We start from the raw sequence: 22,841 nt of genomic DNA on the forward strand, positions 1-22,841 counted from the left end.
TTGGACGATTTGGACAAAACGCCGTCGGGGTGGCGCGGTGGTATTCCAGGCGGGACTTGCAGGACAAACGGGATCGCAACCAATTTGCGGTTCGATGGTTATGGTGCGGAACCTGACCGTGGTTCCCTGGCACGTGAGCCTTCCAATGCGCCTCTGCCGATCGCTGCTGGCCGCGACCCTTGTTTTCACGGCCACCCTTGCCGCTTTGGCAAGTCCTTGTTTTGCCGAGACTTCCAAGCCGATCCCGGTCAACAATCCGCCGGCGCTGCAGAATGCCTTCATCGATCTGCTGGCGCTGATGTCCGGCCACTGCAAGACCTTCAAGGTCGCCGGGCGCACCTTCGCCTGCAAGACGGTGGCCTACGCCCATGGCGACAAGGGCCGCGTCAATTTTGCGGTCGCGGTCGACGATCCCTCCGACGACAGCCACGTCGTGTCGTTCTCCGGCGAAAACGGCAAGCGCGCCGACGACAATTCCTACGAGCTGCCGATCGACCGCATGCTGCTCAACTCCAAGGACCGCCCCAGGGTCGACGGCCTTCCGGTGCCGGCCGAGCAGACCTCCACCGGCCTCTGCCGCCAGACCGGCAATTTCGCCGCCAGGAAGGTGACCGACGTCACCTGCTCCGCCACCGACAGTGAGGGCCGGCGCTACGAATTGCTGTTCGTCTCCGACGGCACGCCGGTCAGCGTGCGCCGCATCCGGCAATCGGCGCCGTCGATCCAAGATCCCTTCAAGTAACCCGTTCAGTAGCGATCACGCGAATGCCTTCTCCAGCGTCGCGAAGATGACCGCGAGCGACTTGTCGTGCCGCGTCACCGGCGGCACCGGGCGATCGATCTTCATCAGTCGATAGACCGCCATCTGCGCCGCGCGCACCGAATATTCGACGGTGAACACGACGTCGTCGGGGATTTCGACGAACTGGCTGACGAAAGCGAGGTTGACCGAACTGTTCGGCACCGGCAGCGGCCGATCCGTCAGGTTGCGCGGCATGAACATGCTGGTGATGTAGGGCATGCGGCAGGGCACGCAGATTGCGTCCTCGAACACGCCCGCATCGAAATTCAAATGGCCACACAGCTCCTTGAGTATCTCCGCGCCGCCGCAATCGGACATCGGCTTCGCAACGAAATTGCCGACACGGTCGGGATGCAGCGCATAGCCCCAGAACACCTGCACATTCTTCGGCTGTCCGGCGAAATGCGGCTGGTGATAGAGCACGACCGACATCAGCCAGTTGGAATCCTTGAACGTGACGAGGCCGCCGGTGCCCGCACGGTTGCCGGAGAACGCCTCCATCCGGTCGAAGAAGAGTGGATCGCGGCAGGTGACGGTGAAGGACAGCCAATAGGAATCAGGGATCGAGCTGTTGAACGCGGCGGGATTGCCGAATTCGGGACGCTCCTTCGCGATCGTCTCCCACAGCGCCCAGCCCTGGCTGTCTTTCTTGGTCAGATGCGGCGGCGGCTCGGTCATGGTGCCGAGGCTCGAGGCGTCCGTCATCGAGCCGTTCTGGAAGAATACGAGATCGCCGTCCTCGAGCCGGACATTGGCGATGCGGCCGTCGCGATCGAGCACGAGCTGGCGCACCCGCAAGCGCCCGTCCTCGTTCTCGATCGCCATGTCCGTGACGCGCGTGCCGCGCACGAATTGCACGCCCTGCCGCTTCAGCCAGTCGGCGAGCGGCCGCACGATCGCATCGTACTGATTGTAGACGGTGCGCTTGACGCCGGCGAGCGTCTCGATTCGCGGAAACTCGTTCATGAAGCGGTGCAGATAGCGCTTCAGCTCGACCGCGCTGTGCCAGGGCTGGAACGCGAAGGTGGTCTGCCACATGTACCAGAAATTGGACTCGAAGAATTTCGGCGAGAGCCAGTCGGTGATGCGGCTATTGCCGAGCGTCTCCTCCGAGGCCTCGGTGAGCCGCAGCAGCTCGAGCCGGTCGCGCGCGGAGAAACCCATATGCGAGACGTCGACCTTGAAACGGTTGCGATCGACCAGCCGCGCCTTCGAGTGCGCCGGGTTCTCCAGGTTGAATGCGATGGTCTCCTCGCGCACGCTGAGGCCGGGATGCTCGAGCGAAGGGATGCTGGAGAGCAGATCCCAGGTGCATTCGTAGTGATCGGTGGTCAGCATTCGCCCGCCGCGCAGCGAATAGGCGCCGTTCGCGAGCAGCGTGCCGTCGAGGCTGCCGCCGACCAGCGGCTGCGCCTCGTAGATCACGATGTCGCGCCCGGCCTGCTGCGCATCGCGGATCAGGAACGCCGCGCCCGCGAGCGATCCAATGCCACCGCCGATGAAATACGCCTTCATGACTTGCCTCGATTGCCGTTCGAACTCGCGGGCGACATTGCATCGCGAGGCAGCGGCCGAAGTTGCGCTGGATCAACCGCGGGGAGAGGCGAAATCACGTCGGCGTTATCGGCGCGGGCTTCTTCGCATAGACGTGCTCGATCTCGTCTGCGAAGCGGCGTTCGAGCGCGGGCCGCTTGTTCTTCAGCGTCGGCGTGAGCAGGCCGCTCGCGATGGTCCACGGGTCCAGCGTCCACCACACCGCGCGCGGCGTCGCGTAGGACGGATAGGCCTTCACGGCCGCCGCGATCCTGGCCAGCAGCGCAGCCCGTTCCGCCGCGCCGCCTTGCTTGCCGCTCGCCGCCAGTCTTTCCTTCTCCTGCACCCAGGCTTTGGCGTTCAGCACGACCAGCGCAGTGAGGAACGGCCGCTGTTCGCCGACCACCAGCGCCTGCTCGAACAGGGGATCGGCGAGGATCGCGGTCTCCAGATCCACCGGCGCGATCTTCTCGCCGGTGGACGTGACCAAGATGTCCTTGATGCGGCCGGTGATGGTGATGCGCCCGTTCTCGATGCGGGCCTGATCGCCGGTGTGCAGCCAGCCGTCGGCGTCCTTGACGCGGCGTGTCTCCTCCGGCTTGTGCCAATAGCCGAGCATCACGCTGGGGCCGCGCACCAGCAACTCGTCGTTCTCGCCTAGCCTCACCTCGACGCCGTCGAGGACATGGCCGACCGAGTGCGGATCATTGTCCTCGATGGTGTTGACGGAGACCACCGGCGAGGTCTCCGTCATGCCGTAGCCCTGGAGCACGTCCAGCCCGAGCGCGAGAAACAGGCGAATGACGGGCTCCGCGATCGGCGCGCCGCCGGAGATCGCGACGCGCAGGCGGCCGCCGAGCCGCGCCAGCACCTTGTCGGCGACGAGCCGTTTGAGCAACGGCCAGGCCAGCCGGTCCAGCAGCGACGGCACGCCATGCCGCTGCCGTGCATCGAAACGCCGCCCGCCGACGGCGATGGTGAGGTCGAGCAGCAAGCGCTCGATGTAACTTGCTGATGCGCGATGCTGCATGATCAGCGCGAAAATGCGCTCGTAGATCCGCGGTACCGAGACCAGCACCGTCGGCTGCACACGCTTCAGGTCCTCCGAGAGTTGTGGCACCGAGCGGGCATAGGCGACGCACGCGCCGGCCGCGATCGGATAGTAGTAGCCGCCGGTGCGCTCGAAGGTGTGCGAGAGCGGCAGGAAGGACAGGAAGACGTCATGGGGTTCGGCGGCGATGCGGTGCGCGATCGCCTTCACATTGGCGACGACATTGCCATGCGAGAGCATCACGCCCTTCGGCCGCCCGGTGGTGCCCGAGGTGTAGACGATGGCGGCGAGATCGTGCGGCTCGATCGCGACATCTGGCAGCGGCGCGGTAGCGCCGGGGGCTTGCGCGAGCCAATGGTCGAGCCCGACGATGCGGGCATTCGGCGTGATGAGCCCGCTTGCATCCGCGCAGACGACGCGCTTGAGATGGTCGAGCGGCTGGCCGGTCGCCACGATCGCCTGCCAGCGCTCCAGCGTATCGACGAACAAGAGCAGCGCGCCGGAATCGACAAGGACGTAGGCGATGCTGTCGGGATTGTCGACGGCATGCATCGGCACCGGCACGAGGCCGCGCGACAGCGCCGCCTGGTCCATGGCGATATGCGCAATGCCGTTCGGCATCAGGATGGCGGCGCGTTCGCCCGGCGCGAACTCCTCCGCGGCGAGCGCGCGCCGCCACAGCTCGAATCCCGCATCAATCTCGCGCCAGGACTGGCTGACCCAGCGCTGCGCGGTCGCATCGAAATGACGATAAGCCTCCGCCGCCGGCGTCGCCTCGACGCGCCAGCGCAGCAGTTGCGGCAGCGTCTTGATGTCGGCAAGACCGTCCGGTTGACTCGCCTGTCCCGGCATGGCGTCCTCTCGCATCTCTCGATTCCCAGCATTTGGTGCCTCGACACTAGGCCGGCCAGTCCTTGCCGCTTTGATCCTCAGCAAGGCGGCCATGCAGGGAAGAGACGCTGCGCTGCGTCCGGGGCACGAAAGCTGTCGCGAAACGAGGGAAGATCGGCATTGCGCGCTGTCCCAGTCGCCTCGCATATTCGCTTTTACAACCCGTGCGAAAGGTCCGATCATGCCCGACCCCTTCCCCGCTCTCATCGTCGTCGACGTCCAGCGCGCGTTCGACGAATGGGAGGCGGCGGGACAGCGGCGCAACAATCCGGATGCGGTGGCGCGGATCGCGGGTCTGCTGAAGACGTTCAGGGCGCGCGGCGCGCCGATCTTTCATATCCGCCACGAGGGTACGAAGCCGAATTCATCGTTTCTGCCATCGCGTTCCGGCTACGCCGTCAAGGACGAGGCGCGCGAGCAGCCGGGCGAGACGGTCATCGTCAAACGCGTCAACAGCGCCTTCATCGGCACCGACCTGGAGCAGCGCCTGCGCGCGGCCGGCATCGGCACGCTCGTGATCTGCGGCGCGACCACCAATCATTGCGTGGAGACGACGACGCGGATGGCCGGCAATCTCGGTTTCGATGCGCAGCTCGTGCGCGATGCGACATGGACGTTCGACCGCATCGGGCCCGACGGCGACAAGCATTCCGCCGAGGAGATCCATGCGATGACGCTGTCGAACCTCAACGGCGAGTTCGCGCGCATCGTCACCAGCGACGACGTGGTCGCCGCGTTCGCGGCCAAGTGATGGCAGGAATGCGATCAATGCCGATGATGCGACAATAAATCTCACGAGCCCACTCATGCGCGCGAATCGGACGTCGCAATACTGCGTCGTTTCGACGCCCGCACTGGCCGGAACGCGGGAAGCGCCCATCTGTTGTCACACGACATTCAACTGGAGTGATGACACCATGAAGTATCTCATTGTCGCGATGGCGGTCGGTGTTGCGGCGCTTGCCGGCGGATCGGCGGCGAACGCGGCCAATAATTCAAGCGCGAAGCAGAACGCGCAGGCCGGCCAATCGACCGACATCAGCGCGCAGCACCGGCACCACGGCCATCGCCACCATCATCACTGGCGTCATCATCACCACCATCATGGCTACTATCGTCCGCACCACCGGAGCTACGGCTACTACCCGCGGCATCACGGCTATTACGGCGGCGGGCCGTACGGGTATTACGGCGGCGGCGGTCCCTCGGTGACGTTCGGCTTCGGCGGCAGCCGCTGGTAAAAGGAAAGGCCCGCGATGCGGGCCTTTTTCTTACCCCCGCAAAATCATCCCTGCCGTCTCCTGGCCGCTCGCCAGCGCCGCCTCTACCGTGCCCATGTCACGGCCGCGATAGAGAGCTTCGCCGGAAAACAGCACCAGGCCATCGGCACGCGCGAGGATCGCTTGTGCCGCACGCGTCCGCGGCGTCGCCCAGGAATAGGCACCGCGGGCAAAGGGATCGTGTGCCCAGTTGGTCGCCGCCGCCGCGACGAGCTCGCGCGCGATGTCCTCGCGCGACAGCTTGAAAATGGCGGCGAGCGAATCGAGCCCGGCATCGATCAGTCCCCGCGGATCGAGGTTGTCCAGCTCCGCCGTGCGCGGGCCGCCGAACCAGCCGGTGAGCACGGCCTGCCCGCCCGGGTATTGCGTCCACCACACCGGGATGGTCCGGTCGGACAACAGGAAGGTCATGGCTGCGAGATCCTGGTGCCGCTCGCGCCACCACGGCCGCGCAAACCGCAGCAGGATCTTGATGACGTTGCCGAAGCCGATGTCGCCCGCAGCAGCAAGCCTCGCGCGCGCGCTCGCCGGCAGGGCCATCTCGCGCAACAGCGGCAGCGGCACGGTGAGGATCACGCGATCACAGACGTGGACATCGCCGCCGGCGCAGCGAACGGCCGCCGTGTCGCCGCCCTCCTCGATCGCCGACACCACGCAGCCGAGATGGATGGTCACGCCGAACCTGCGGCAATCGGCGGCCAGAAAGTCGATCAGCGCGCCATAGCCGCCATCGATGCGCGCCTGCGGCGCGTGCCCGCCATCCATCCATTCCTCACGCAGCGCCAGCGTCGAGGCGCGCTCGGGGTCGGCCGCGTCATAGCCCTCGACCATCCGCTCGATCGATTGGCGCATCGGCGCATAGTCATCCCCGGCGAAATGCCGGCGCAGGAACTCGGCGACGGAGAGATCGTCCTTCAAGTCCCTCAGCACGGCCTGAAGCTCCGCCTCGTGCGGATCGTCGCGCTCCTCGCGCGAGAGCGTCATTCCGTCAAAGCTCCACTGCTCGCCCGCGATCTCGCGAAGGGACAGCCCGGCCTCGCGCAGCAGCTCGCGCGTGACCGGCGCCTCGCCATGGACGAATTCGGCGCCGCCCGCGGCGGGGTAGCCGAACTCCTCAACCGGCAGCGGAAGGATGCGGCCGCCGCAGCGCTCGCGCGCCTCCAGCACCGTCACCTTGCGGCCGGTCCGCGCCAGTTCGCGCGCCGCCATCAGGCCGGCCGCGCCGGCGCCGACGATGACGATATGTTCCGTTGTCTCGGGCATAGCCGCGCGTTACCGGCTCGCGGCTTGCGGATCGTTCTTGATCAGATAGCGCAGCAGCAGGACATCGCCGCCGAGCTGGCGCGTACTCTCCAGCGTCATCGCGGTGATCGGCGCGCGCTTGTCGCTGTCCGCCTCCGTTGAAGAGAACACGAAGGGCGCGCCCTCTGCGCCATCGATCGCGGGGCTGAGAATCAGGTTGAACTCGTCGATCAGACCGGCGCGCAGGAACGCGCCATTGGCGACGCCGCCGCCCTCCACCAGCAGCCGCTTCACCCCTAACTCGCGGCTGAGAATGTCCAGCACCAGCGCCAGATCGAGCTCGGACTTGCCGGCAAAGATGTAGGAAATGCCTTCGCCCCGGAGCCCTGCGAGATGGGAATCCGGCACGCTCTCAGTCAGCACGACGACGATCGGATCGCCGCCGATGTCCGAGCGGCCCCAGCCGATCTTGCCCCGCGCATCGAGCACGATTCCATAGGTCTTGGCGTCCCGCCGCGCGAACCAGTTTTCACGCGGCAGCTTCGCGTCGTTCGTCGCAGGATAAGGCTGGCCCCTGGCGAACTCCGAGCCGGTGACGCGGCCGATCACCCAGGCATCGCCGCCGAGCTCGTCATGAATCTTCTCGAACCAGTCCGTGCCCGCCCCCTTCGGGCGCCAGCGGCTGGGATGCGTGCGGCCATCGAGGCTGGAGTGCATCAGACAGATGACATAGGGCTTCATGCAAAGTCTCCGAGCATCACTCAGGCCGAGGCTGCCGGCCCATCGCCCTTCTCATCGCTCCTGGCGCGATCGTTGACGATCACCGCGAGCGGATTGAGCTTTGGTGGCGCGACCAGCTGCAGCGTGTTGGTATCGCGATGGTCGAACGGCGCGCCGCGCACGAACAACTCGGTCTGGATCAGATAGGTCCAGCTGCCGTCGTCGTTGAAGGTGATGTCGCAGCGATAGGAGTCGGTGCGAAACGCCTGTTCCAGAAAGTCGGTCGAGCAGATCCCGTAGGCGGTATCGCCACGCTTTGCGGTGACGGAGATCGTCCTGTCGTCGGGCCCGGCCTTGCCCGAAGCCAGCAGCACCTGCCCGCGCGGAATCGCCAGCGTCTGCATGATCAACCCGGTCGCGGGCTCCCACAGCCAATAGCCGACCTGGTCGTGGAAGGTGATGTCTTCCTCGGGCGTGTTGATGTGGATGTGATAGCGCAGCCCGTACAGCAGCTGCGGCCCGTTGGCCTGCGGATCGATCGGGTCCATGCGGATGCGCTCGATGAAGGTCCGCCGCTCCGGCCCCTCCGCCTTCGGATTGATGTCGATGCCCTTGTCCGCCTGCCAATGCCCTGCGAGACGGCGAAGCGGGCCGAGATTGGCAAGGCCGTCGGGCGAGACGTCCTCGGGCTCGGTGAAGATATCGGCGGGAATGGGGAGCATGGCGGCCTCGCGGGAAAGTTGCGGAGGCAGCAATAGCATGGCGGCGCGGGCGTGGCGCGTGCTCAGGCCTCACAATCGCGAATGGACACCGGCGTTGCGCGCGGGACGATTGTCGGGCTTTTCGACAAGACGACGAAGCCGAACCCGTTCGGTTGGGCTCCGCCGCCGGGACGTTTAGTGGCGATGATCGCGGACCTCGGGCTGCGTGCGGTGGTCCCTGACGATGGTCTGATTGCGATGGTCGCGCACAATCGGCGGGTCGCGATGATCGCGGACGATGGTCAGCGCGCTCGCGGGCGTCACCGCGCTTGCCAGGGTGATCGCTGCGAAGGCCACAAGGATGATATTGCGCATAAGTCTTGTCCTCTTCCCGGTGGATCACTGCGAGCCACCTGACGCCAAGCTAGATCGACCCGCTGGAACGATATGTGTCGGCGATCACGCGGCGACGATCGAGACGTCGGCGATCACGCGTCATCCGCAGCACGAAGCGCATGGCGGCTTGTCCGTCGAGCCCCCCTGCGAAGGACAGACGCGCGACGCGATCTTCGCGACGCTCGGCGTGTCCGTCAGCACCGTGAAGAGTCACCTCGCTGACGTTTCCGGTGTCACCGGAGGCGGCTCTCAAGCCGCTTCCGACACCGATTTCGCACGCTCCTCGAGCACGCCGATCGTCGAGACCAGATTGTCGCGCCGCGCTCGGAGGTTCAGTGCAAGCAGCGGATATGTCGGCTGAAGCACGTCGAACACGCCGGCTTTGGCTTCCTCCTCGAGAATGTCGGTATTCAACAGCCGGACGCGCCACCACAAATCGGCGATCAGCGCATCGAGCCGGAGTTCTCCGGCAGTACCAGAACGGGACATTTCTTGCATCGCTTGCCTCAACCTGAAACGGGCCTCCCTGCCGAGGCCCGGCTTTGGTCAAGACTGAGCAAATGGAGTGCCAGGATCGGCGGGTGCGATTTGGCTCGGGAATTGGCTCCGCGCGGTGCGGTCCTTCGGCTCTCAGCGGGAGCTGAACGTGCCAGGGGACCACCAGGTCTTGCCCCCTTCCAAGCTATTCCTAGGGAGGCTTCACCTGCTCAGCTTTCCTGCTCTTGGGCGGCGGGCGATGATGACAAACGCCGGAGGCATTCAGCTCACGCCGCCCGCCGTTTCCGTCGCGCCGGGGGAGCCTGCCACGAGAGGCCGGCGAGCGGCACGGGCTTGCTGAAGTGAAATCCCTGGCCGAGCGGGATGCCGAGTGACTGGAGCCGTTTAACCTGCTCGAAGGACTCGACCCCCTCGGCGACGATCGAGAGCTTCAACGTCTTCGCGAGTTGCACGATGGACTTCAGCACGGCGACGGTCTCGCAGCGATCGATCCTGTCGATGAACGATTTGTCGATCTTGACCTTGTCGAAAGGAAAGGCCGTCAAATAGGACAAAGACGAGTATCCGACACCGAAATCGTCAAGGGCAATGGAGACGCCGAGCGCCTTGAGGCGCTGCAGCGTCTTGAGGTTCTCCTCGGTGTCGGCGAGAAATACGCTCTCGGTGATCTCGAGTTCGAGCCGGGTTTGCGGAAGGCCGCTCTGCGCCAACGCAAACGTCACGGTGTCGACGAGATTGGTGCCGGCAAATTGCAGGGCAGAGAGATTGACGGCGACCTTAACGTCGGCCGGCATGCTCATCGCATCGCGACAGGCCCGGGCAAGCACCTGATTGCCGAGCTCGACGATCAAGCCCCCCGCCTCCGCAACCGCAATGAACTCAGCCGGAGGAATGTAGCCCCTGGTGCCGTGATGCCAGCGCGCCAGCGCTTCGACCGATTTTACCCGGCCGGTGCCGAGCTCGATCACGGGCTGATAGAATACCTCCATCTCCTCGCGCCAGATCGCTTCGCGCAGCTCGATCTCGAGCACGTTGCGCTGATCCGCTTCCGCCTTGAGCTCCGCTGAATAGAGGTGGAAGCAGCTTCGGCCGGCATTCTTCGACCTGTAGAGCGCAAGATCGGCGTTGCGGAGGATCTCATCGACCCGCGTGCCGTGCTCGGGCACGAGCGCAAGGCCAATGCTACAGCCGATCACGACGGGATGGCCATCGATGTGATAGGGCTCGGCAATGGCCTGGACCAGCCGCTCGGCCAGGCTTGCAGCGCCGTCGCGCATCGCGGCCACGATCACGGCAAACTCGTCGCCGCCAATTCGCGCCGCCGTATCGGCATCACGAATCTGCGCCTTGATCCGGTCGGCAACCTGCTTCAGCAATGCGTCGCCGCATTGATGGCCGAGCGCATCATTGACGGACTTGAACTTGTCGAGATCGAGCAGGAGGACGGCGAACGCAGGCTCCAGCCGGCGCGAGCTGGCTAGCGCCTCGTCGATGCGCTCCTTGAACAGGTTGCGGTTGGCAAGGCCGGTCAGGCTGTCGTAATGCGCCAGCCGCTCGATGCGGTCCGCCGACGCCTTGCGCTCGGTGATGTCCTCATGAGTAGCGACCCAGCCGCCACCCTCGCGCCGGCCGTAGGAGATGTAGACGACCCGTCCATCGGGAAACTGCACGGTGTTCGAGATCTGCTCCGACCGGGCGAGCCGGTTCTTCAAATCGACGAGATAGGCCTCGACGTCGAGAACGGCGGTCTGTTTTGCGAATATATCCCGGAAATGCATGCCGATCCGAATGTCTTCCGGCAGGAGGCCATAGAGTTCGAGCCATTGCGGGTTGAATGCGATCAGGCGGTCACGGCCATCGAACATGCTCAAGCCCTGGGGAAGGTTCCGGAGCGCATCCTCGAACTTGCTGGCAAAATCGCGCCGCTCGCGGTGAGCGCGATCCAGCGCCTGCTGCCGTCGCCAATGGAATGTCGTCGCGGCGAGGATAATGAACGTCAGCAGCAGCGCGCCGCCGAGATAGACCTTCTGCCTGAAGGCGGAGCGGGAATAAATCTCCTGCTCCGAAATGCCGACGGTGAAGATGAGCGGAAACGCGCGCGACCTGCGCGCCGTGATCAGCCGGTCGCTGCGGTTCGGCCGGTTCTCGTTCCAATATTGCACATAGAAGCCGTCACCGAGCTCGCCCTCGACGCGGCTGGGTGTGCGTTGTCCCAGCACGGAGCTCTGGTCCACGCCCCGGGCGGCGAGCACGACGTAATTCGCATTTCTGAGCACCAGCGTTCCTCCGACGCCGAGCTTTGCCGTGTCGTAGAACCTGCCGACCACGTCGACGCTGATCGAGCCGACGATCACCCCGGCCGGATTCCGCGCGAGGTCGAACAACTTTCTTGCCAGCTGGATCGTCCATTTGTTCGAGGCCCTTCCCAGCACCGGCTTGGCAACGTAGAGGCGATCGTCGGCTTGCGCCATGACATTGATGAAGTGTTCGCGATCGCCAAGATAAAGCGGCGGACCGGAATAGCCCGCGGTCGTGTCGATCATGTATCCGTCTGATCCGATCAGTGCGAACTGAACCACGTCGCCGGTCGCAATGCGGGCCGTGTCCGACCATGACTTCAAGCTGAAGGTGAGCGGATCCTGGGCGTAGAGCGCTCGCACCACCAGTAATGACTGATCGACGCGCTCGAAGATGCGTTCGGTGTTTTCCTCGAACAGTTCGGCGACGCTGTCGCCGTGCGACCGCGCCTGCTCGACCGCATCCATCCGCTCCGACGCGGTGATTGCGAAATAGCCGATCCAGACCAGGGGCAGAAAGAACAATGCGATCTGCAGCGGACCATTCCGCAGGATCGTTCTTCCGGCTTTGCGGACTGCCCCTGCGGGAATCACGACGCGCACCCCCGCTTCGGCCGCCAGGGCAGAACTGCGCTCGCCCGCAGTATTGGCATCGCCTTGTCTCCGCCTCGACTGCACAGGGACACCCGCGGCCGAAAGCGGCGCGCGGGTGCTGCTCTTAGCGCAAAGGTAGCTGAAACAGCCTTAAGTTTGTGTTTGGGCAAAGCTCAATTCTTCAGCTTAAAGCATCCGTATCATCACGGAGGTCGGCTGGCCTTGAGCAATCAGGTACACGGGCATGTCGAAAGCCGCACATTTTCGGCCGCCTTTGGACCTGCTTTTCAGATTGCCCGCGCAAGAACGATCGTGCCGGACAGGATGAGGACCCCGCCTGCCGCATAGCTCAATCTTCGGCCGAACGGCAGCAGCTTCTCGCCGGCGACATAGAGCGCGATGCCGATGATCCAGGCCAGGTTCATCACGCCGCCGACGAACAGCAATACCATCAGAAACCAGCAGCAGCCTACGCAGTAGCTGCCGTGGCGAAGTCCCATTCGCAATGCGCCGCGTGTGCCGGGCCGCCAATGTCGGCTGAGAAACAACAGCGGGCTCTCGCAGTACCGCAGGCACGCCTGTTTGAGAGGCGTGAACTGATAAAGCCCTGCTGCAATCAGAACGCCGCCGCCCAAAATCGCGCTGGTGCTTGCCATCGCCATCGACAGCAATCCGAAACGTTCGAACGCTCCTTGCACCAGGACCGCAGCGAGACTGAACCCCGCCCACGTCACGAGATAGCCGGCGAGAAAGATCCAGGTATCGATTGCGGCGCGGGAGGCGGTCTCCTGCTTGCGCTTGACGGTCGCATACAAGAGGACGGTGGGCACCGCGCTCGGCGCCATCATCGCGACCATCATCACCCACCACATCACGAACAGCAGCACGCCATAGAATGGCGTCCACGGCATCGGCGCCATGTCCGGCATGTCGCTCATCATCTCGGTGTCCATGCCGGCGCCCGCGGCAAGATAGGCCCAGGCGAGCGCCACCACTGCGGCAGTCCCGATCGCGACGATCAGCCGGTCGCGGTGGAGCAGGTGTTCCAGTATCGAGCGCCCCTGCATCGACTTGTCCATAGCGATGAGGAGCTCACACCGAGGTTTTATGTCGGTGTCAGCGCCGCATCATGCGGCAACCCCCTCGGGCGTCTGCACGACATTGGCGAGCGAGCTATGCGTACCCCGGGTCTCGAACGGGATCGCCCCGGTCGAGCGGATGTTGGCGGATGCGACCTCGGCTGCCCGATGTTCGAACCCCTCGGGCATGACCACCTGGATGCGGTGCGGATCACCGGTGACCGGGTTCTTGATCGGCTCGACATCGGTCTCGAGCACGCCCCTGGCGACGAGTTTTGCGACGCGTCCTTCCTTGTCGAAGGAAAACTCGAACGGCGCAAACACCGGATCGTGGATCCTGGTAACGATCATGCTGACGATCTGGAAAAGCGTGCCTTCGGCCGAATGCTTGCCGGAAAAGATATCGAACAACGCCTGACGCTGCTCCGCCGTGGCGCGTTCGTCGATGATGGGCTGGATTGTCCCGTTGCCCTCATGAAGCGGCCCAGGGAAGTCAACCGTGATCGCAAAGCAGAGACCATCGAGCCTGGTCCCTTCGAAATGTCCCCTGGCGATCCGCATGGCGACCATTCCCTTGCAATAGCCTTGGGTCGGCCGTGCGTTGAAATCGCAGGGGCAGCCAAACGCGCAGGTGCAGTTCTTCATCCATTCGCCTTCGAGACGCCAGTCCGATGCAGCCATGGCACATCTCCCAATGTGAGCGGGGACGCGGCAGCCATTGACGATTTGTTCAGCGTTCTTGTCGAGGCAACGCGAAAAGGCGCGAGCGGGATCGAGGTCCGATCAGAAGGCCGGCATCGCAGAAAAAGTGTGGTGGCGAGCTGCCGTTTACCGTCCAACGATCATATCAGCGGCCGCCGGCCACGTATAGCGAACGAGGGTAGTGCCTCGGGAGCAGCCACATCTCGGGGATGTCCGACGTCAGGGGAATGGTGCCCAGGGGCGGAATCGAACCACCGACACTGCGATTTTCAGTCGCATGCTCTACCAACTGAGCTACCTGGGCGTGCTCCAAGAGAGGGGCCAAAGCCCATCGAGCGGGCGGTTTATAGTGGGCTAGGGGCGGCCTGTCCACCCGGCTTCGCCAAGAGGCTTCGCCGGGCGCGGCCCGGCTGTGCACAAGCTGCCGCGGCTGGCGCGCGGCGGTTCGCGTGATCCGCTAAACATTTGATATTGTTATTTATTCCAGGTCATCTAAATCGTCGTCGCGGCCGGGGATGACGTAGGAGCCTTTCAGCCAGCGGTTCAGGTCGACGTCGCGACAGCGCGACGAGCAGAACGGACGGGTGGCCTCGGACTGCGGCTTGCCGCAGATCGGGCAGGTTTTGAGCGGGCTGGCAGGCTTTTTGATGGGGGCGTCCATGATGTCGGCGGCTTGCACGGAGTGAAGGGGTTCAAGAGCCTGTCGGCAAACGGGTTCCTCGTACCGGCGGCGCGTGCGCCCCGTCAGGCCATTCTACCGTGCATGGGGTTGTTTTCGCGATTTTGTTGAGCCGCGGCTTGCCGGCTCACACCGCGGTGGTGTTGAGCCAGCCGAAGCGGATCGGAAAGCCCTCGCCGCCGAGCAGCGTGGTGGTCTCGTAGAGCGGCAGGCCGACGACGTTGGTGTAGGACCCCACCATCTTCACCACGAAGGAGCCGGCGATGCCCTGCACGGCGTAGCCGCCGGCTTTGCCGCGCCATTCGCCGGACCCGATATAGGCCTGGATGTCATCTTCCGAGAGGCGCTTGAACCGGACGCGGGTCTCGACCAGCCGCTGGCGGAACGCCTCGCGCGGCGTCACCAGGGTGATCGCGGTGTAGACGCGGTGGTTGCGGCCCGACAGCAGCCGCAGGCACTGCGCCGCCTCGTCCACCAGATTCGCCTTGGGCAGGATGCGGCGGCCGACCGCGACCACGGTGTCGGCGGAGAGGATGAAGGCGCCACGCAGCTCGTCGTCGAGTTGCACCGATTTCAGCGCTGCGTCCGCCTTGGCCCTTGCGAGGCGATTGGCACAGGCGCGCGGCAGCTCGCCCCGCTTCGGCGTCTCGTCGACGTCGGCCGGCCGGAGCGCGTCCGGCTCGATGCCGGCCTGGTTGAGCAGCGACAGGCGCCGCGGCGAACCGGAGGCAAGTACGAATTTGGGGCGGCCAAGCATCAGGTGATTGGGGGGATGAGCAGGGAGTGAATTGCGCGCGGAACCTATCGGAAGGGGGCTGATTTCACAACCCGGGAACCCCAGCTTTGGTGATTCGAGGGGATGCCGAGATGCGTGTGCCCCCAGTCTGTGACGCCGGTGTTACGCCTTCTCCGCCTCTCTCCCCACGAGGGGCGAGGGGAAAGAGGCGTCCGCGGCACGAGATCAACCTGACGCCGCGCCCACCTTGGCAAAACGCCGGCGGATGCGCATCAACAGCTGGTCGCAGACGTCGCGATAGGCTGCCAGCTTCTGGTCGCGGCTGCCCTCGATGGTGGTCGGATCCTGCGTCGGCCAATATTCGACGTCGGCCGCCAGCGTCCGCGTCAGCTCCAGTGCCTTGTGGTGCGCCTCGGGCGAGAGCGTGATGATGAGGTCGAAATTCAGCCCCTCCCAATCCTCCAGCTCCTCGAAGGTCTGCGGCTTGTGGGCGGAGATGTCCTGGCCGAGCTCGGCCATCACGGACACCGCGAACGGATCGAGCTCGCCGCGCCTCGCGCCGGCCGATTTCACGTAGAGGCCCTGCGGAAACATGTGTTGCAACAGGCTCTCGGCCATCGGCGAGCGCACGCTGTTCATCGCGCAGGCGAACAGCACCGATTGCGGATCGCGTGCGCGTGAGGGCGCAGCCATCCGTGATCAGCCTTTCCAATGAAGGACGGTGATGAGCGTGAACAGCCGGCGCGAGGTCTCGAAGTCGACCCGCACCTTGCCCTTCAGCCGCTCCTGCAGCGTGCGCGATCCCTCGTCATGGATGCCGCGCCGGCCCATGTCGATGGCCTCGATCTTGTCGGGGGTCGCGGTGCGGATCGCCTGGTAGTAGCTGTCGCAGATCATGAAATAGTCCTTCACGATCCGCCGGAACGGCGTCAGCGACAACAGATGCGCGACGACGGGCGTGCCGTCCTCGCGGCGGATGTCGAACATCAGGCGGTTGCCGGTGATGCCGATATGCAGCGTGAACGGGCCCTTCCCGTCGGCGCCATCGGGCGCGAACAGGTTCTGCTCGATCAGATCGTAGATCGCGATCGCGCGCTCATGCTCGATATCAGGCCCGGAACGGCCGATCGATTCTTCGTCGAGCGTGACGCCGACGATGCGATTGGTCGAGTCGTCCTGTTCGGGCAGCTCTGTCATGACAGATTGAGGCGCAATCCAATCGAACGCGAATGGGCGTCCAGCCCCTCCGCTTGTCCGAGCGTCATCGCGGCAGGACCGAGCGCACGCAGCTGATCCGGGCCGCATTTCAGGATCGAGGTGCGCTTCATGAAGTCGTGCACCGACAGCCCTGAGGAGAATCGCGCCGAGCGCGCCGTCGGCAGCACATGATTGGAGCCGCCGACATAGTCGCCGATCGCCTCCGGCGTATGGGGCCCGAGGAAGACCGCGCCGGCATTGCGGATCTTCGCAGCGAGCGCATCGGGATCAGCCGTCATGATCTCGAGATGCTCCGCGGCGATCGCGTCCGCGAGCGGAATGCTATCGCCTAAGTTCTTCACCATGATGATGGCGCCGAAATCGGCCCAGGACGCGCTGGCGATTGCGGCGCGCGGCAGCGTCTTCAATTGCGCCTCGACCGCCTTTTCGACGTCGGCGGCAAGGCGGGCCGAGTCGGTGATCAGGATCGACTGCGCGCTGGCATCGTGCTCGGCCTGCGCCAGGAGATCGGCGGCGATCCAGTCGGCATTGCCAGTGTCGTCGGCAATCACCAGCACCTCGGACGGGCCGGCGATCATGTCGATGCCGACCTTGCCGAACACCAGCCGCTTGGCGGCGGCGACATAGGCATTGCCGGGGCCGACGATCTTGGCGACCGGCGCGATCGTCGCGGTGCCGTGCGCCAGCGCCGCCACGGCCTGCGCGCCGCCGACGCGGTAGATCTCGGTGACGCCGCCGAGCGAGGCCGCCGCCAGCACCAGCGGATTGAGCTTGCCGTCCGGCGAGGGCACCACCATCACCAGGCGCGAGACGCCGGCGACCTTTGCAGGCACCGCGTTCATCAGCACCGAGGACGGATAGGCCGCAGTGCCGCCTGGCACGTAGAGGCCGGCGGATTCGATCGCAGTGTAGCGCCAGCCGAGCTCGACTCCGAGCGGGTCGGTGAAGCGCTCGTCCTGCGGCAACTGCCGGCGGTGATAGATCTCGATGCGGTCCCGCGCGAGCTTGAGCGCATCCAGCGTCGCGACATCGCAGGCCTTGTTCGCGGCCTCGATTTCGGCGGCCGAAATGCGCAAGGAGGCCGCATCCAGCGTCAACCGGTCGAACTTTGCGGTGGCCTCGAGCAGCGCGGCATCGCCCCGCTTGGCGACGTCGTCGACGATGGCGCGCGCGGCGGCTTCGACGTCGGCCGAGACCTCGCGTTTGGCGGCGAGGAAGGCCGCGAATCGCTGGTCAAAATCGGCGCTGCTGCGGTCGAGGCGAACGGGCATGTCTGGCTTGGCTTCTGGCTGGTCTTTGGGGCGGATTGGCGCACCAGGTCCCCTGCTCAATGGCGCGGCGAGGAAGCGGCGTCAACCCTCGCAAGCCGCCGTTCTGGCGCAGGCCTGAGCCGGTGCGGCTGGTATACAGGTGACCTCATCCCTCCCCTTCGATCTCCAACCCCGTTCCCAATGCGTCGGCCCCGAGGTCGGTCAGCTCACATTCCAGGCATTCGACGTCGAGCCGGATGGCCCCGCCCTCGGCGAACAAGAGCAGGGCGCTGCCGCCGGGCTCCTCGTCGCGCCCGTCCCGGGGATGAAATTCGATACCGACGAGGTCCAGGACCTTGTCGGGAGCCGCGAGCTCGATGTTGCGCGACTTGCAGGCGAGCACGCGGTCGAAGCGGAGCGCGGCGACCAGCCGGCGCGGCTCGGCCTCGCCCTCCAGCGTCTGCTCCCAGTCCAGCCGGCTCATCCCGACCACAAGCCGCTTCTCGCTTTGTCGCCAGATGATGTCGGAGGCCTGGACACGGGCGTCCTGGACATGGGTCGAGATCACGGCGAGATCGTCGGCGTCGAGTGCGATCAGTTTGAGCTGGGGCGACATCGCCGACGCTTCTCCTTCGGAATGGACAGGGCTCAACGCGCACAGGCCCAGAAATTTCCGCTCAAACTAACGGGCCGGCAGGCTAGAGGCTATTGATATCCTCCATCTCCAGCACCTTCCGCGGATACCCCTCCCGGGCGACGCGGATCATGGCGCGGCCGATCTGCTCGGTCGAAGTAACGAGCCGCGGCGAGAGCCGGCGCAGCACGGACCAAAGCGGCCCGGTTGCGGAATAGACCGCCTGCACCCAGACGGTCTTGGAACGGGCGCCGTGCAGCGGCTGGATCGCGCCGGGCCGGAACATGTAGGCGGCCCTGAACGGCAGCTTGAGCAGATCGTTCTCGGTCTTGCCCTTGATCCGCGCCCACATCCGCGAACCCTGCTCGGTGGAATCGGTGCTGGCGCCGGTGACGTAGGTGAAGACCATCTGCGGATTGAGGCGCGCCAGCGTCGTCGCAGCCGCGAGCGTGAGGTCATAGGTGAGGTGGCGGTAGCGCTGCTCGCTCATGCCGATGGAGGAGACGCCGAGGCAGAAAAAGCAGGCATCGAAGCCGGTGAGCTGGGCCTCGATCGTTGAATAGTCCAGAAAATTGTCGTGGATGATCTCGGTGAGCTTGGCGTTGCGCACCCCCGTCGGGCTGCGGCCGACCACGAGCACACGGGCGATGCCGGCGTCGACCAGGCATTCGCGCAAAACGCCCTGCCCGACCATGCCGGTGGCGCCGAAGATGATGACTTGCATCGGGATGTTCCTGGCGGGCTCGCGGCTCACGCCGCGGCCGCGATCTCGTCGAAGGATACACCGGTCAGCGTCGCCGAGACATCCCACAGCATGGCAGCGGTGGCGAAATCCTTCGCGTGTGGCATGATCTTCGCCGCCGCGGGCGCCCCCTTCATTTCGTAGAATCCGTTCGGGCCGTAATAGCTGCCTGGCTCGGCCGCGGGGGAAGTCGCGGCGAGCAGCGTTGGCAGAGCGCCCTCCGCCGCGGACTGGCTGAACAGCGGCTGGAGCAGCCGGCCGATCCGCGACTGGAACGTGTTGGCGCCCGGCCCGTTCGCAATGAGGTCGGTGCGCGCAAAGCCGGGATGCGCGGCAATGCTGCTCACACCCCAGCCGGCCGCGTCGCTGCGACGCTGCAATTCGAGCGAAAACATCAGCATCGCCAGCTTGGACTGGCAATAGGCGCGCCACGGACGATAGGAATGCTTGCCTTGCAGATCGTCGAAATTGATCGTGCCGGAGCGGTGCGCAAGGCTCGAGAGATTGACGACACGCGGCGCCTTCGCGCGGCGAAGCGGCGGCAACAGGTGGGCCGTCAGTGCGTAGTGGCCTAGATAATTGGTGCCGAATTGCATCTCGAAACCGTCCTCGGTCTGCTGGCGTTTCGGCAGCGCCATCACGCCGGCATTGTTGACGAGAAGATCGAGCTGCTCGTTGCCGGCGGCGAAGCGCCTGGCGAAATCGGCGACGGAGGCGAGGCTGGCGAGATCGAGAGGCTCGTAGGCGATCAGCGCGTCCGGAAACCTCGCGCAGATGCCTTCGATCGCCCGCAGGCCCTTTGCGTCATTGCGTCCGGTGAGTATGACAATGGCACCGGCGCCCGCCAGCGCCATCGCCGTCTCGTACCCGAGGCCACCCGTCGCCCCCGTCACGACGGCCGTCTTGCCGGCGAGAGAGGGGATGTCTGCCGTGGTCCAGTCGGTCATGCCATGTCTCCGTTCGGGGCTGGAATGAGGCCCGCGGCCAATCTAAATGTGCACTGAGTGCAACTTTGCAAGAGGTGAAACGATTTGAAGGCTTCGAAGGTTGCCCGGAAATTGCCCGCGGACGGAAAATCCCCTGTTGTCACCGGCTTGCGCCAGCGCAAGCAGCAGGAGACCCGCGCGCGGCTGACCCGGGCGGCGATGACGCTGTTCCTGGAGCGCGGCTTCGAGGCCACGACCATCGACGACATCGCGGCGGCGGCGGAGGTGTCGCGGCGCAGCTTCTTCCACTATTTCGCGTCCAAGGAGGACGTGGTGGCGGCCTGGCAGGAAAATGCCGCCAGCGCGCTGGTCGCTGAGGTCGTCGCGCGGCCCGCGGACGAATCCATGCTGACGGCGGCGGAGAATGCGATCGCGGCGGCGGTCAAGCGGCTCGATCCGGCGGAAGCCGCGGCCATGTCGCGGCTCAAGCGCGACAATCCCGCGCTGCAGGCGCGCGACCAGCTCAAATACGAGAAGCTCGAGCGCGCGCTGGCCGAGGGCCTCGCCCAGCGCGCACGAACCAAATCCGACCGGTTGCAGGCGCGGCTCGTCGCCATGATCGCCACCGGCGCGATGCGCGTCGGCGGCGAGAGCTGGATCGGCGAAGGCGCGCGTGAGAAGCCGGAGGCGTTCGTCAAGCGCACCTTCGATGCGATCAGGGCGATCTTGAAGTGAGGCGCCTCACTCCCTGAAGAACGCCAGCAGGTCCGCGTTGATAGTTTCGGCGTGCGTGGTCGGCATGCCGTGCGGGAAACCCTTGTAGGTTTTCAGGATGCCCTTCTTCAGCAGCTTGGCCGAGAGCGGCGCGGAATCGGCGTAGGGCACGATCTGGTCGTCGTCGCCGTGCATGACCAGAACCGGCACGTTGATCTTCTTCAGATCCTCGGTGAAGTCGGTCTGCGAGAACGCGACGATGCCGTCGTAATGGGCCTTGGCGCCGCCCATCATGCCCTGGCGCCACCAGTTCTGGATCACCGCTTCCGACGGCTTTGCGCCGGGACGGTTGTAGCCGTAGAACGGGCCGGCAGGGAGGTCGCGATAGAATTGCGTGCGGCTGGCCGCGAGCTGCTTCTGGAGATCGTCGAACACGCTCTTCGGCAGGCCGCCGGGATTGGCCGCGGTCTGCAGCATCAGCGGCGGCACCGCGGACAGGATCGCGGCCTTCGCCACCCGGCTGTCGCCGTGGCGCGCGATGTAGTGCACGACTTCGCCGCCGCCGGTGGAATGGCCGACATGGATGGCATTCTTGAGGTCGAGATGCGCGGCCACGGCCGCGAGGTCGTCGGCATAATGATCCATGTCGTGGCCGTCGGAAACCTGCGACGAGCGGCCATGGCCGCGGCGGTCATGGGCGATGACGCGATAGCCGTTGTTGACGAAGAAAATCATCTGCGCGTCCCAGTCGTCGGCCGACAACGGCCAACCATGGCTGAACACGATCGGCTGGCCACTGCCCCAATCCTTGTAGAAGATCTCGACGCCGTCCTTGGTGGTGATGGTGGGCATGGGGGGACTCCTTAAGTGGAACGTCATTCGCGGGGCACGCGAAGCGTGAACCCGGAATCTCGAGATTCCGGGTTCGATGCTTCGCATCGCCCCGGAATGACGAGGGGGAGACCGATCAGGCAAACGCCATCGGCTTGAAGCGGCGCCAGGCGCCGATGGTGAGCACGACGAAGAACACCAGCACGATGCCCTGCACCGCCGCGAACACGGGACCCGACGGCGGCGCCGGCGCCACGGCCGGCGCGAGCGCGGCAAGCGCCGGGACCTTGAGGAACGACTGGATCACCAGCACGAAGACGTTGAAATACAGCGAGATCATCGCGGTCACGACGTAGACCGGACGCCAGACGCCGGCGAGCTTCATACCGTACAGCGCGAAGCAGGCGATGGCGAGCAGCACCAGCGAGATGATGCCGATGATGTGCGAGGGCAGCAGCTTCTCGAACGGAAAAAGGAAGCCGGTGGCGCTGGTCAGGATCGTGAAAGCCAAGAAGATCGCGGTAAGGCCCGGCATCGACTTCGACCCGAGCAGGCCGAACATCACGACGAGGCCGGCGGCGATGGCGATCAGGCTGATGACGACATGGACCATCGTGAAGGCGGACAGGCTCAAGCCAAGGACCATGACATCTCTCCTACGCATCGAGGTCACGAGAGTAGTATTACGGTCCTCATGGGATTGCCACCTGCGTTGTCGTCACATGCATGTGCGAAGCCATGCGTCATCGTGCGAATCGACAAACGCATGGCTTATTTTTTTGCACCGCTGTCACAAACGACGGCAGATTTTCGACGAAAGTCGAATCGAGCCTCACACTTCCTTGGTGTCGAAGATCAAGAGGTCGGCGCCGCCGCTGGCGAATTTCGGCACGTCGGCGCCGGTGGCCTTGCCTTCCGGACTGCCGAAGGCCGCCTGGATGTCGCCCACGCTGTCGAAGGTGAGAATGGCAACGAGATGGATTCCGGAAGGACCTGCAGGAGATGCGACCGGCCCCTTGCTGACGGCGTATTTTTTCAGGCCGGGAAGTTTTTTGGCGAGCGGAATGTGCGTCTCGGCGTAGTACTTGTCGAAGGCGGCAGCATCCTTGGGTGTCTTGTAGAGCACGACGACTTCAGCCATTTAGTCCTCCCTTTTTTTAAACTGTTCTGTCAGATCCTCATGGTGAGGAGCGTGCGAAGCACGCGTCTCGAACCATGCAGGCCCAGATGCAGCCGGGCCTGCATCCTTCGAGACGCGCTGCGCGCGCTCCTCAGGATGAGGGAAGATAGTCACGCATGACGCGGCGCAATGGCAAGTCCCATTC

24 protein-coding genes, 1 tRNA gene and 1 pseudogene are annotated in these 22,841 nt (G+C 64.9%); 4 read left to right on the top strand and 22 right to left on the bottom strand.

Going from position 1 to position 22,841, the window contains the following annotated elements; genetic code table 11:
- Window positions 1–145: 145 nt before the first annotated feature.
- On the top strand, window positions 146–742 hold the full coding sequence (locus XI04_RS33365; protein WP_028140721.1) for a hypothetical protein: 597 nt from the start codon (window positions 146–148) through the stop codon (window positions 740–742).
- A 15-nt stretch (window positions 743–757) separates the two neighbouring features.
- Here the strand turns inward: XI04_RS33365 and XI04_RS33370 are convergent.
- Together XI04_RS33370 and XI04_RS33375 are read right to left on the bottom strand one after the other, a co-directional pair.
- Window positions 758–2,347: pseudogene (locus XI04_RS33370) on the bottom strand (oleate hydratase); the annotation flags it as partial.
- 64 nt (window positions 2,348–2,411) lie between these two features.
- Window positions 2,412–4,238, bottom strand: coding sequence for an AMP-dependent synthetase/ligase (locus XI04_RS33375; protein WP_028140723.1), 1,827 nt, complete (start codon window positions 4,236–4,238; stop codon window positions 2,412–2,414).
- 220 nt (window positions 4,239–4,458) lie between these two features.
- On the opposite strand from XI04_RS33375, the gene XI04_RS33380 reads away from it, so the two are divergent.
- Window positions 4,459–5,028 (top strand): cysteine hydrolase family protein, encoded by a 570-nt coding sequence (locus XI04_RS33380; RefSeq protein ID WP_028140724.1) that lies wholly within the window; start codon window positions 4,459–4,461, stop codon window positions 5,026–5,028.
- Window positions 5,029–5,194: 166 nt separating this feature from the next.
- Entirely contained in the window at window positions 5,195–5,518 is a 324-nt protein-coding gene (locus tag XI04_RS33385; RefSeq protein ID WP_028140725.1) for a hypothetical protein, read from the top strand.
- A 30-nt stretch (window positions 5,519–5,548) separates the two neighbouring features.
- Here XI04_RS33385 and XI04_RS33390 read toward each other — a convergent pair whose 3' ends face one another.
- The 17 genes from XI04_RS33390 to XI04_RS33470 form a co-directional block, all read right to left on the bottom strand.
- Window positions 5,549–6,820, bottom strand: a complete 1,272-nt coding sequence (locus XI04_RS33390; RefSeq protein WP_028140726.1) for a flavin monoamine oxidase family protein — start codon at window positions 6,818–6,820, stop codon at window positions 5,549–5,551.
- Window positions 6,821–6,829: 9 nt separating this feature from the next.
- Window positions 6,830–7,540, bottom strand: coding sequence for a RibD family protein (locus XI04_RS33395; protein WP_028140727.1), 711 nt, complete (start codon window positions 7,538–7,540; stop codon window positions 6,830–6,832).
- A 20-nt stretch (window positions 7,541–7,560) separates the two neighbouring features.
- The gene (locus XI04_RS33400; RefSeq protein ID WP_028140728.1) at window positions 7,561–8,241 is read right to left on the bottom strand and encodes an FABP family protein; all 681 of its coding nucleotides are present in this window, start codon (window positions 8,239–8,241) and stop codon (window positions 7,561–7,563) included.
- A 174-nt stretch (window positions 8,242–8,415) separates the two neighbouring features.
- Entirely contained in the window at window positions 8,416–8,595 is a 180-nt protein-coding gene (locus XI04_RS33405; RefSeq protein WP_028140729.1) for a hypothetical protein, read from the bottom strand.
- Between the two features lie 270 nt (window positions 8,596–8,865).
- Window positions 8,866–9,114, bottom strand: a complete 249-nt coding sequence (locus XI04_RS33410) for a hypothetical protein (protein WP_028140731.1) — start codon at window positions 9,112–9,114, stop codon at window positions 8,866–8,868.
- A 266-nt stretch (window positions 9,115–9,380) separates the two neighbouring features.
- Window positions 9,381–11,936: a bifunctional diguanylate cyclase/phosphodiesterase gene (locus XI04_RS33415; protein WP_097669120.1), complete on the bottom strand. Its 2,556-nt coding sequence runs from the start codon at window positions 11,934–11,936 to the stop codon at window positions 9,381–9,383.
- 356 nt (window positions 11,937–12,292) lie between these two features.
- Complete coding sequence (locus XI04_RS33420) at window positions 12,293–13,072, bottom strand: DUF2182 domain-containing protein (RefSeq protein WP_271610165.1); 780 nt, start codon at window positions 13,070–13,072, stop codon at window positions 12,293–12,295.
- Between the two features lie 60 nt (window positions 13,073–13,132).
- On the bottom strand, window positions 13,133–13,765 hold the full coding sequence (locus tag XI04_RS33425) for a DUF1326 domain-containing protein (RefSeq protein ID WP_038972182.1): 633 nt from the start codon (window positions 13,763–13,765) through the stop codon (window positions 13,133–13,135).
- 249 nt (window positions 13,766–14,014) lie between these two features.
- Window positions 14,015–14,090, bottom strand: a tRNA-Phe gene (locus tag XI04_RS33430).
- 174 nt (window positions 14,091–14,264) lie between these two features.
- Window positions 14,265–14,447, bottom strand: coding sequence for a DNA gyrase inhibitor YacG (yacG, locus tag XI04_RS33435; RefSeq protein WP_028140734.1), 183 nt, complete (start codon window positions 14,445–14,447; stop codon window positions 14,265–14,267).
- 145 nt (window positions 14,448–14,592) lie between these two features.
- The gene (locus XI04_RS33440) at window positions 14,593–15,222 is read right to left on the bottom strand and encodes a Maf-like protein (protein WP_271610166.1); all 630 of its coding nucleotides are present in this window, start codon (window positions 15,220–15,222) and stop codon (window positions 14,593–14,595) included.
- A gap of 204 nt (window positions 15,223–15,426) precedes the next feature.
- Window positions 15,427–15,894 (bottom strand): arsenate-mycothiol transferase ArsC, encoded by a 468-nt coding sequence (locus tag XI04_RS33445; protein WP_028140735.1) that lies wholly within the window; start codon window positions 15,892–15,894, stop codon window positions 15,427–15,429.
- A gap of 6 nt (window positions 15,895–15,900) precedes the next feature.
- Window positions 15,901–16,398 (bottom strand): UPF0262 family protein, encoded by a 498-nt coding sequence (locus XI04_RS33450; RefSeq protein ID WP_028140736.1) that lies wholly within the window; start codon window positions 16,396–16,398, stop codon window positions 15,901–15,903.
- Window positions 16,395–17,690, bottom strand: coding sequence for a histidinol dehydrogenase (gene hisD / locus XI04_RS33455; protein WP_271610167.1), 1,296 nt, complete (start codon window positions 17,688–17,690; stop codon window positions 16,395–16,397). Before hisD ends, XI04_RS33450 begins: the two co-directional genes overlap by 4 nt.
- Before the next feature lie 145 nt (window positions 17,691–17,835).
- Window positions 17,836–18,285 (bottom strand): DUF2948 family protein, encoded by a 450-nt coding sequence (locus XI04_RS33460; protein WP_018321264.1) that lies wholly within the window; start codon window positions 18,283–18,285, stop codon window positions 17,836–17,838.
- 82 nt (window positions 18,286–18,367) lie between these two features.
- Window positions 18,368–19,027, bottom strand: a complete 660-nt coding sequence (locus XI04_RS33465; protein WP_028140738.1) for an epimerase — start codon at window positions 19,025–19,027, stop codon at window positions 18,368–18,370.
- Between the two features lie 26 nt (window positions 19,028–19,053).
- Complete coding sequence (locus tag XI04_RS33470; RefSeq protein WP_028140739.1) at window positions 19,054–19,992, bottom strand: SDR family oxidoreductase; 939 nt, start codon at window positions 19,990–19,992, stop codon at window positions 19,054–19,056.
- 84 nt (window positions 19,993–20,076) lie between these two features.
- Between XI04_RS33470 and XI04_RS33475 the strand changes: the two genes are divergently transcribed.
- Window positions 20,077–20,706 carry a TetR/AcrR family transcriptional regulator gene (locus XI04_RS33475; protein ID WP_028140740.1) on the top strand — a complete coding sequence of 210 codons (630 nt, stop codon included), beginning with the start codon at window positions 20,077–20,079 and terminating at the stop codon, window positions 20,704–20,706.
- A 6-nt stretch (window positions 20,707–20,712) separates the two neighbouring features.
- Here XI04_RS33475 and XI04_RS33480 read toward each other — a convergent pair whose 3' ends face one another.
- From XI04_RS33480 to XI04_RS33490, 3 genes are all read right to left on the bottom strand, one after another.
- Window positions 20,713–21,537, bottom strand: coding sequence for an alpha/beta fold hydrolase (locus XI04_RS33480; RefSeq protein WP_028140741.1), 825 nt, complete (start codon window positions 21,535–21,537; stop codon window positions 20,713–20,715).
- 115 nt (window positions 21,538–21,652) lie between these two features.
- On the bottom strand, window positions 21,653–22,162 hold the full coding sequence (locus XI04_RS33485; RefSeq protein ID WP_038950683.1) for a hypothetical protein: 510 nt from the start codon (window positions 22,160–22,162) through the stop codon (window positions 21,653–21,655).
- Between the two features lie 186 nt (window positions 22,163–22,348).
- Window positions 22,349–22,657 (bottom strand): EthD family reductase, encoded by a 309-nt coding sequence (locus XI04_RS33490; RefSeq protein ID WP_026202518.1) that lies wholly within the window; start codon window positions 22,655–22,657, stop codon window positions 22,349–22,351.
- Window positions 22,658–22,841 lie beyond the last annotated feature (184 nt).

This window comes from Bradyrhizobium sp. CCBAU 11430, from assembly GCF_028128855.1.
GTDB classification, from domain to species: Bacteria; Pseudomonadota; Alphaproteobacteria; order Rhizobiales; family Xanthobacteraceae; genus Bradyrhizobium; species Bradyrhizobium ottawaense.

Excerpts from the sequence above, each read along its gene's own strand:
- yacG (WP_028140734.1), bottom strand. The coding sequence starts at position 14,447 with ATGGACGCCCCCATCAAAAAGCCTGCCAGCCCGCTCAAAACCTGCCCG.
- XI04_RS33395 (WP_028140727.1), bottom strand. The coding sequence starts at position 7,540 with ATGAAGCCCTATGTCATCTGTCTGATGCACTCCAGCCTCGATGGCCGC.
- XI04_RS33410 (WP_028140731.1), bottom strand. The coding sequence starts at position 9,114 with ATGCAAGAAATGTCCCGTTCTGGTACTGCCGGAGAACTCCGGCTCGAT.
- XI04_RS33465 (WP_028140738.1), bottom strand. The coding sequence starts at position 19,027 with ATGCAAGTCATCATCTTCGGCGCCACCGGCATGGTCGGGCAGGGCGTT.
- XI04_RS33440 (WP_271610166.1), bottom strand. The coding sequence starts at position 15,222 with ATGCTTGGCCGCCCCAAATTCGTACTTGCCTCCGGTTCGCCGCGGCGC.
- XI04_RS33405 (WP_028140729.1), bottom strand. The coding sequence starts at position 8,595 with ATGCGCAATATCATCCTTGTGGCCTTCGCAGCGATCACCCTGGCAAGC.
- XI04_RS33380 (WP_028140724.1), top strand. The coding sequence starts at position 4,459 with ATGCCCGACCCCTTCCCCGCTCTCATCGTCGTCGACGTCCAGCGCGCG.
- XI04_RS33400 (WP_028140728.1), bottom strand. The coding sequence starts at position 8,241 with ATGCTCCCCATTCCCGCCGATATCTTCACCGAGCCCGAGGACGTCTCG.
- XI04_RS33460 (WP_018321264.1), bottom strand. The coding sequence starts at position 18,285 with ATGTCGCCCCAGCTCAAACTGATCGCACTCGACGCCGACGATCTCGCC.
- XI04_RS33390 (WP_028140726.1), bottom strand. The coding sequence starts at position 6,820 with ATGCCCGAGACAACGGAACATATCGTCATCGTCGGCGCCGGCGCGGCC.
- XI04_RS33480 (WP_028140741.1), bottom strand. The coding sequence starts at position 21,537 with ATGCCCACCATCACCACCAAGGACGGCGTCGAGATCTTCTACAAGGAT.
- XI04_RS33490 (WP_026202518.1), bottom strand. The coding sequence starts at position 22,657 with ATGGCTGAAGTCGTCGTGCTCTACAAGACACCCAAGGATGCTGCCGCC.
- XI04_RS33385 (WP_028140725.1), top strand. The coding sequence starts at position 5,195 with ATGAAGTATCTCATTGTCGCGATGGCGGTCGGTGTTGCGGCGCTTGCC.
- hisD (WP_271610167.1), bottom strand. The coding sequence starts at position 17,690 with ATGCCCGTTCGCCTCGACCGCAGCAGCGCCGATTTTGACCAGCGATTC.
- XI04_RS33485 (WP_038950683.1), bottom strand. The coding sequence starts at position 22,162 with ATGGTCCTTGGCTTGAGCCTGTCCGCCTTCACGATGGTCCATGTCGTC.
- XI04_RS33450 (WP_028140736.1), bottom strand. The coding sequence starts at position 16,398 with ATGACAGAGCTGCCCGAACAGGACGACTCGACCAATCGCATCGTCGGC.
- XI04_RS33365 (WP_028140721.1), top strand. The coding sequence starts at position 146 with ATGCGCCTCTGCCGATCGCTGCTGGCCGCGACCCTTGTTTTCACGGCC.
- XI04_RS33425 (WP_038972182.1), bottom strand. The coding sequence starts at position 13,765 with ATGGCTGCATCGGACTGGCGTCTCGAAGGCGAATGGATGAAGAACTGC.
- XI04_RS33445 (WP_028140735.1), bottom strand. The coding sequence starts at position 15,894 with ATGGCTGCGCCCTCACGCGCACGCGATCCGCAATCGGTGCTGTTCGCC.
- XI04_RS33420 (WP_271610165.1), bottom strand. The coding sequence starts at position 13,072 with ATGCAGGGGCGCTCGATACTGGAACACCTGCTCCACCGCGACCGGCTG.
- XI04_RS33470 (WP_028140739.1), bottom strand. The coding sequence starts at position 19,992 with ATGACCGACTGGACCACGGCAGACATCCCCTCTCTCGCCGGCAAGACG.
- XI04_RS33375 (WP_028140723.1), bottom strand. The coding sequence starts at position 4,238 with ATGCCGGGACAGGCGAGTCAACCGGACGGTCTTGCCGACATCAAGACG.